This window comes from Protofrankia sp. Cr1 (assembly GCF_963555865.1).
In the GTDB taxonomy this organism is placed as follows: domain Bacteria; phylum Actinomycetota; class Actinomycetes; order Frankiales; family Frankiaceae; genus Protofrankia.
Map to the genome: position 1 here is coordinate 101,364 of NZ_CAUVXO010000001.1, position 6,023 is coordinate 107,386.

The 6,023-nt window shown below is 68.3% G+C and carries 8 protein-coding genes; 6 read left to right on the forward strand and 2 right to left on the reverse strand.

From position 1 onward, the window contains the following. Window positions 1–1,346, forward strand: a 1,346-nt coding sequence (locus tag U9980_RS00495; RefSeq protein WP_322766204.1) for a DUF6350 family protein, incomplete at its 5' end; no start/stop codon positions are given. Here U9980_RS00495 and U9980_RS00500 read toward each other — a convergent pair. Then, on the reverse strand, window positions 1,253–1,675 hold the full coding sequence (locus U9980_RS00500) for a DUF4190 domain-containing protein (RefSeq protein ID WP_322752452.1): 423 nt from the start codon (window positions 1,673–1,675) through the stop codon (window positions 1,253–1,255). The two genes, U9980_RS00495 and U9980_RS00500, sit on opposite strands and share 94 nt — an antisense overlap. A gap of 166 nt (window positions 1,676–1,841) precedes the next feature. On the opposite strand from U9980_RS00500, the gene U9980_RS00505 reads away from it, so the two are divergent. The 3 genes from U9980_RS00505 to purH all read left to right on the forward strand — a co-directional run bounded on the left by U9980_RS00505 (window position 1,842) and on the right by purH (window position 4,707). Next, window positions 1,842–2,414, forward strand: a complete 573-nt coding sequence (locus U9980_RS00505) for a helix-turn-helix transcriptional regulator (protein WP_322766205.1) — start codon at window positions 1,842–1,844, stop codon at window positions 2,412–2,414. A gap of 104 nt (window positions 2,415–2,518) precedes the next feature. Continuing rightward, window positions 2,519–3,094, forward strand: coding sequence for a phosphoribosylglycinamide formyltransferase (gene purN, locus U9980_RS00510; protein ID WP_322747218.1), 576 nt, complete (start codon window positions 2,519–2,521; stop codon window positions 3,092–3,094). Continuing rightward, window positions 3,091–4,707: a bifunctional phosphoribosylaminoimidazolecarboxamide formyltransferase/IMP cyclohydrolase gene (purH, locus tag U9980_RS00515; protein ID WP_322766206.1), complete on the forward strand. Its 1,617-nt coding sequence runs from the start codon at window positions 3,091–3,093 to the stop codon at window positions 4,705–4,707. The genes purN and purH overlap by 4 nt, the downstream gene beginning before the upstream one ends. 155 nt (window positions 4,708–4,862) lie before the next feature. Here purH and U9980_RS00520 read toward each other — a convergent pair whose 3' ends face one another. After that, on the reverse strand, window positions 4,863–5,177 hold the full coding sequence (locus tag U9980_RS00520) for a hypothetical protein (protein WP_322747220.1): 315 nt from the start codon (window positions 5,175–5,177) through the stop codon (window positions 4,863–4,865). Window positions 5,178–5,552: 375 nt separating this feature from the next. Here U9980_RS00520 and U9980_RS00525 point away from each other — a divergent pair, with 375 nt between their 5' ends. Beyond that, window positions 5,553–5,720: a hypothetical protein gene (locus U9980_RS00525; RefSeq protein ID WP_322766207.1), complete on the forward strand. Its 168-nt coding sequence runs from the start codon at window positions 5,553–5,555 to the stop codon at window positions 5,718–5,720. After that, window positions 5,717–6,022, forward strand: coding sequence for a DUF3017 domain-containing protein (locus U9980_RS00530; RefSeq protein ID WP_322747222.1), 306 nt, complete (start codon window positions 5,717–5,719; stop codon window positions 6,020–6,022). The genes U9980_RS00525 and U9980_RS00530 overlap by 4 nt, the downstream gene beginning before the upstream one ends. The last annotated feature ends 1 nt before the right edge of the window (window position 6,023 follow it).

Here is a 6,023-nt window from a genome sequence, read left to right on the forward strand (position 1 = left end):
TCCGGACCGGCATGCTCCGGACCGGCGCCAGCCGGGTCCTTACGGCGGTCCGAGCGGCTCGTGGCGATCTTGTGACGGCGGCCACGCCGCCGATCGCCGGCCTCGCCCTGACCGAGATCGTGGTCGTCCTGTTCTGGGTATCGGACCAGCGGACGCGGGCAGGGAGCGGCGCGGCGTTGCGGGTGGCAGCCGACGTGTGGCTGATGGCCCATGGCACACGGCTTGCGACGCCCGACGGTGATCTTTTTCTGGTGCCGTTCGGCCTTGCCCTGCTGCCGATCGCGCTGACCGCGCTAGCTGGGCACAGACTTGTCCGAGGTCGGTCGCCATCCGGGGAGGTACCCCGGTGGCGCGATGTCCTGGCCGCCACCAGAGGCCGCGGTGCCCGGCTGGCGACGCCGCGTCGGTCGTCGGTCGGCCGGCCCGTGGCCATGGTGGTCGCGTTTTACGCGATCTTTGCCCTCTTGACCGCCCTCGCCGCGGATGACTCCGCCGCGCATCCGTCGATACCGTCGGCGCTCCTGGGCGCCCTTGCGATGAGTCTGACCGGTGCGTGGGCAGGTGCCCTTGTCGCCACCTGTGACCAGTGGCGCCCAGGCGTGACAGCGAGGGTTCCCGCGGTAGTGCGCACGACGCTCAGCGCGGCCGGCGCCGCCGTCGGTGTGATCATCGCGGCGGGTGCGATGATCACCGTCGGCGTCCTCGCCGTGAACATCCTGAAGATTGCTGGCAGTGCGCAGCGTCTGGCTCCTGGCCAGGTCGGAGGTACCGGCGTGCTCCTCATCCACGTGGCCCTGCTGCCCAATGTCGTCGTGTGGGCGGCCGCCTACGCGTTGGGACCCGGCTTCGCCACGGGCGTGCACGGGTTCGTCCGGCCCTTCGGAGTTCACCTCAGCGCCGTCCCGGAACTGCCCATGTTCGCCGGCCTGCCGACGACCGGGGCGTCCATCCCGGTCTGGCTCGCGTTCGCGCTGGGACCCGTCACCGCCGGCTGCATTGCCGCCCGGATGGTGCGACGGGACGGCGGAGCGCGCCCGCTACCGGTATGCCTGGCGCGGGTCAGCCTGGCATCGGTGCTGTGTGGGATCGCCATGGCGGGGCTCGCGGCGGCCTCCGGCGGGTCGCTCGGTACGGGCGAGCTGGCTTCGTTCGGCCCGCCGGGAATCCAGGTCGGTCTCGCCGCAACGGCCGAGGTGGGCCTGGCGGCGGTGCTTGCGACCTGCGCAGAGGCTGCTGTTCGTGGCCGGGTCTCTCACCGGCTGGAGCCGGACGAACCTCCGATCACGTCGTTGAAGCGTTGCCGGCAGACGGCCGGGTCCTGGTTCGGGTCCTTCCGACAGTCCTGATAACGGCGCAGGTCGTCGCCGTGTTGTTCGTAGAAGGTCCAGCTGCCGCCGACAAGCAGCAGCGCGATGAGGGCGGACAGCACGCCCAACGCCAATCCGGCTGTTGCGATGCCGCCGCCTACACCGTGCATCCGCCGTGCGCGGGAACGACCGAGAACGCCGAGGATCACAGCGGCGATTCCGGCCAGACCGCCGATTCCGATCCAGCAGGTCGCGACGCCGAGCAGGCCGAAAGCCAGGGACAGCCGGCCAAGACTGTTGTGTGACCCACCCGAACGATCACCGTTGGTGTGCGGATCGTCGGCCGATCTCGAGGCGCCGCTGGTCACTGCGCCTGCCGCGGGTCTTCCGGCATCACCATGGCAGGTCCTCCCAGTCGCGACAACAGACATCATAAGGGGTTGCGGCGTGCACCCGACCAAGGTCTGTGGCATCAGGAAATGTCCGACCTTTTCGCTATGGTACGAACATCAGTTCGACTACGGGGAGGTCGCCATGGCTGTCAGTGTCGCCGGGCTGCGGGCCGAATCGGGGCGCCTGCGGGCACTCGGCTGGTCCTATCGAGGCATCGCCCTGGAGTGGCAGCGTCGCTATCACCTCAATGCGCGGGTCGCCTTCCGGTTCGCACACGGCTGGACGCAGGAGGAGGCGGCCCGCCGGTGGAACGTGCGGTGGTCCGGAGAGGGCCCGCCGAAGACGGGAAAATCCTTTTCCTACTGGGAGGTCTGGCCTGGCCGTGGTGGGCGGGCACCGTCGACCCGGACGCTCACGCGGCTCGCCGAGCTGTACCTCTGCCGACCCGGTGACCTCCTTGACGGGGAGGACTTCGGCCGGCGCGACGCGGGTAGCGACGACCTCTCGGGTCAGCCGGGTTGTGCGGCCGTTTCCATGGGCGTCAGCGGTGATCGCCACGACTGCGGGAGTCGTCGTGGGGGCGGGCCGTGTGTTGAGCACGAAGCCGACGCGGGCGGCTGCGTTGACCGGGCCGAGCCGGGCCCGGATGCGCCGGCGCCGGTCATTCCCGCACCCCGCGCGGGCGGCTGCGCAGCCGCTGAAGCCGTCCGGTGACCAGACACTTGGTGGATGCGCGCAGGCCGGCCGACGTCAGTACAGTCAGAACGGTCATGCGTCCACCGGCGAGCCGCCGCCTACCCGTCGTACCGGAGAGTTCCGTGCCCGCACGACTGGTTGTTCTCGCCTCCGGGGTGGGTACCACCTTGCAGGCCGTGCTGGACGCATGTAAAGATCCATCTTTTGGTGCCGAAGTCGTTGCTGTGGGCACCGACCGGTACGGCACCGGAGCGCAGGAGCGGGCGGCCGCAGCTGGTGTTGCCTGGTTCGTCGTTCGCCTGGAGGACGCCGTGGACAGGGAGGCCTTCAACGCGGCCACCGCGAAGAAGATCGCCGTGTACGCTCCCGATCTGTTGGTACTCGCCGGCTACATGAAGATCCTGGACAGGCAGGTCATTGCGCGGTTTCGGACGGTGAACACCCATCCGTCTCTCTTGCCCGCGTTTCCGGGGGCGCACGCCGTAGCCGACGCGCTTGCGCACGGGGTGAAGGTCAGCGGAGTGACGGTGCACTGGGTTGACGAGGGCGTCGATACCGGGCCGATTCTTGCGCAGGCGGCGGTGGCGTTGGCGGAGTCCGATACGGAAGAAACTCTGCGTGCACGCATCCAGGCGGTGGAACGCGTTCTGTACGTGGAGACGATCGGCCGGATCGTCCGGTCGGAGGAGGGGACATGACGTCCGCACAGAGTCAGCAGACCTCCGCTGTCGGCGAGCTGGTCGCCACCGGCCGCCGTCCCATCCACCGTGCGCTGGTCAGCGTCTACGACAAGGCCGGCCTGCCGGAACTTGTGGCCGCGTTCACCGACGCCGGTGTGGAGGTCATCTCCACCGGGTCCACTGCGCAGGTGCTCGCCCGCCACGGTCTGGCCGTGACGCCGGTGAGCACTCTCACAGGTTTCCCCGAGGTGCTCGGCGGCCGGGTGAAGACCCTGCATCCACGGGTGCATGCCGGCCTGCTCGCGGATCTACGCAATGTGGAGCACGCCAAGGCGCTCGCGGAACTCGACATCGAGCCTTTCGACCTCGTCGTGTCGAACCTCTATCCCTTCCGGGAGACGGTCGCCGGCGGCGCGTCCGAGGACGAGGCGGTCGAACAGATCGACATCGGCGGACCGGCGATGATTCGGGCCGCGGCGAAGAACCATCCGTCCGTGGCCGTTGTCGTCTCGCCGGCGGACTACCCGGAGCTCATCGCCGCGATCCGGGCCGGTGGCTTCGAGCTCGATGCGCGGCGTCGCCTTGCCGCGCGCGCCTTCGCGCACACCGCCGCATATGACGTCGCGGTTGCGTCGTGGTTCGCCGGTGTCCTCGCGCCTGATGAGATCGCACGCGAGTCGGGCTGGCCGGAAACGGTCGCCGCGGTATGGCGACGGGAGGAGGTCCTGCGCTACGGCGAGAACCCCCACCAGCGGGCCGCGTTGTACGTGGCGGATGACGGCGCTCCAGGGCTCGCGGGCGCCCGCCAACTGCACGGCAAGCCGATGTCGTTCAATAATTATACTGATGCGGAGGCGGCCCGGCGCGCTGCGAGCGACTTCCACGAGCCATGCGTGGCCATTGTCAAGCACGCGAATCCCTGCGGCCTGGCGATCGGCGGTGATGTCGCCGAGGCTCATCGCAAGGCGCACGCATGTGATCCCGTGTCGGCCTTCGGCGGGGTCATCGCGACAAACCGACCGGTCAGCGTCGCCTTGGCTAAGCAGATCGCGGAGATATTCACCGAGGTCGTCGTGGCACCCGGCTATGCCGACGGCGCCGCGGAGATCCTGTCCGGTAAGCCCTCGATCCGCCTGCTGGAATGCCCGCTGTCGTCGGATCCGCACGGTGTTGAGATGCGTCAGATCTCCGGCGGGTTGCTGGTGCAGTCCCGTGACGTGCTGGACGCGGTTGGTGACGACCCTGCCGGTTGGACGCTGGAAGCGGGCGCGCCCGCCGACGAGGCAACCATAGATGATCTTGCATTTGCGTGGAAGGCTGTCCGTTCAGTCAAGTCGAACGCGATTCTGATAGCCCTGGGCGGCGCAACGATCGGCGTGGGAATGGGACAGGTGAATCGAGTGGATGCCGCGATGCTCGCGGTAGCCCGCGGCGGTGAGCGGGTGACGGGCGCCGTGGCTGCAAGCGATGCGTACTTCCCTTTCCCGGACGGGCTGCAGGTGCTCGTCGACGCCGGCATCCGCGCGGTTGTCGAACCGGGTGGATCCGTGCGTGACGAACAGGTGATAGCCACTGCGCGGGAAGCGGGGATTACGCTCTACTTCACCGGCGTCCGCCACTTCGCGCACTGACAGCAGTGTGCATCCTGACGGCATTCCGCCCGTCACCGGAAACGGCGCCCGAAACTGACGAAGCCCGACCACACCGCGGTAATCGGTTCGGGGTGCCTGTGTTCGTCGTTGGTGCCGTTCGGACCATCGGTGTCCGGCCGAACGGCACCAACGTTTCACGAGATGGAGGTGCCGGTGGACTCCACCGCCGCCACCGCTCCTCGTCGCGCGCTTGCTGTGGTGCCGTTTGATGACGCCGGGATGGAGCCTCCGGGTGCGTCGTCGTTGGGTACATAACGCTGCGCAACCCAGTCCAGCGCCTCCCGCCAGCTGGCGCCATACAGGACCGAGATCCTGTCTGCCGTCTGCCGCGCGAGAGCCTGGACGAACACCCGGTCATCGCTGTCGAGATGTCGGGCATCTCCGAAGGTCTCCCAAGCCCGGAACATCAGTTCCTGCAGTTTCTTGCTGTGTGGCGTTTCGTCTGCCACGACCCACTCCCTCCCACTTCGGGGACTCGCGGCGGAATTCTGCCCTAGTCGGGCACGACGCCTGCACTCGGGGGGTAGTTACGGTTGTGAATCCGGTGCGGCGATCGTGACGATGCGGCCGTCCCGTGCGATTTACGCGGTGCGGGCAGACCGCTTTCGGGCCTGACCGGCAACTCTTTCCAGGTGCATCGCACCAGGTCAGGCGGACAGCTTGGGTCTGTTGTGCGTTCTGTGGAAGATCGATTCGGGATGTGGTCCCGCGCGGCCGTGCATGGGTGGCGAACCGGCATGCCGCATGCGGGCTTCGTGTGGTCGTGTGGTGAGATGACCTACCTGTTCGACATATGATCGTCGGACGCCTCCAGGGGGAGGGACGTGCCCGAGCTGCTCGGAAGCAACTATGCGCTCGACACCTTGATTGTCCGGGGCGGTATGGGTTCGGACCTGCGCGGGGAACTCACGCGCAGGGGGACGTTCACCCCGGCCGACGCCTTGACGATGACCGCGGATGTCCTGCGCGGTGTCGCAGCGGCGCTGCCATGAACCTGCGGCACCGTCGGTCCGCGCCGCGATGGTGGTCGTGGCCGAGACGGGAGCCGGTCTTCGCCAGCGTGCTCGGTGTCGTCGGTGTCGCCCTCGTGGTCGTCGCCTCGAGCCACTGGCGGCGGGGCCTGGTCGGGCTCGGTGCGGCGCTGCTTGCCGGCGCACTGGCGCGGCTGTTGCTGCCGACCCGGCGGGTCGGGTTACTCGTGGCGCGAGGAAGGGTGTTCGATGTCACCACGCTCGCACTGCTCGGAATAACAATCATTGTCGTGACGCTTGCGGTGCCGGCCGGGGGCTCGTGAG

What these genes read in the sequence shown, in the direction of transcription:
- U9980_RS00505 (WP_322766205.1), top strand. Translation starts at nt 1,842, where the DNA reads ATGGCTGTCAGTGTCGCCGGGCTGCGGGCCGAATCGGGGCGCCTGCGG.
- purH (WP_322766206.1), top strand. Translation starts at nt 3,091, where the DNA reads ATGACGTCCGCACAGAGTCAGCAGACCTCCGCTGTCGGCGAGCTGGTC.
- U9980_RS00530 (WP_322747222.1), top strand. Translation starts at nt 5,717, where the DNA reads ATGAACCTGCGGCACCGTCGGTCCGCGCCGCGATGGTGGTCGTGGCCG.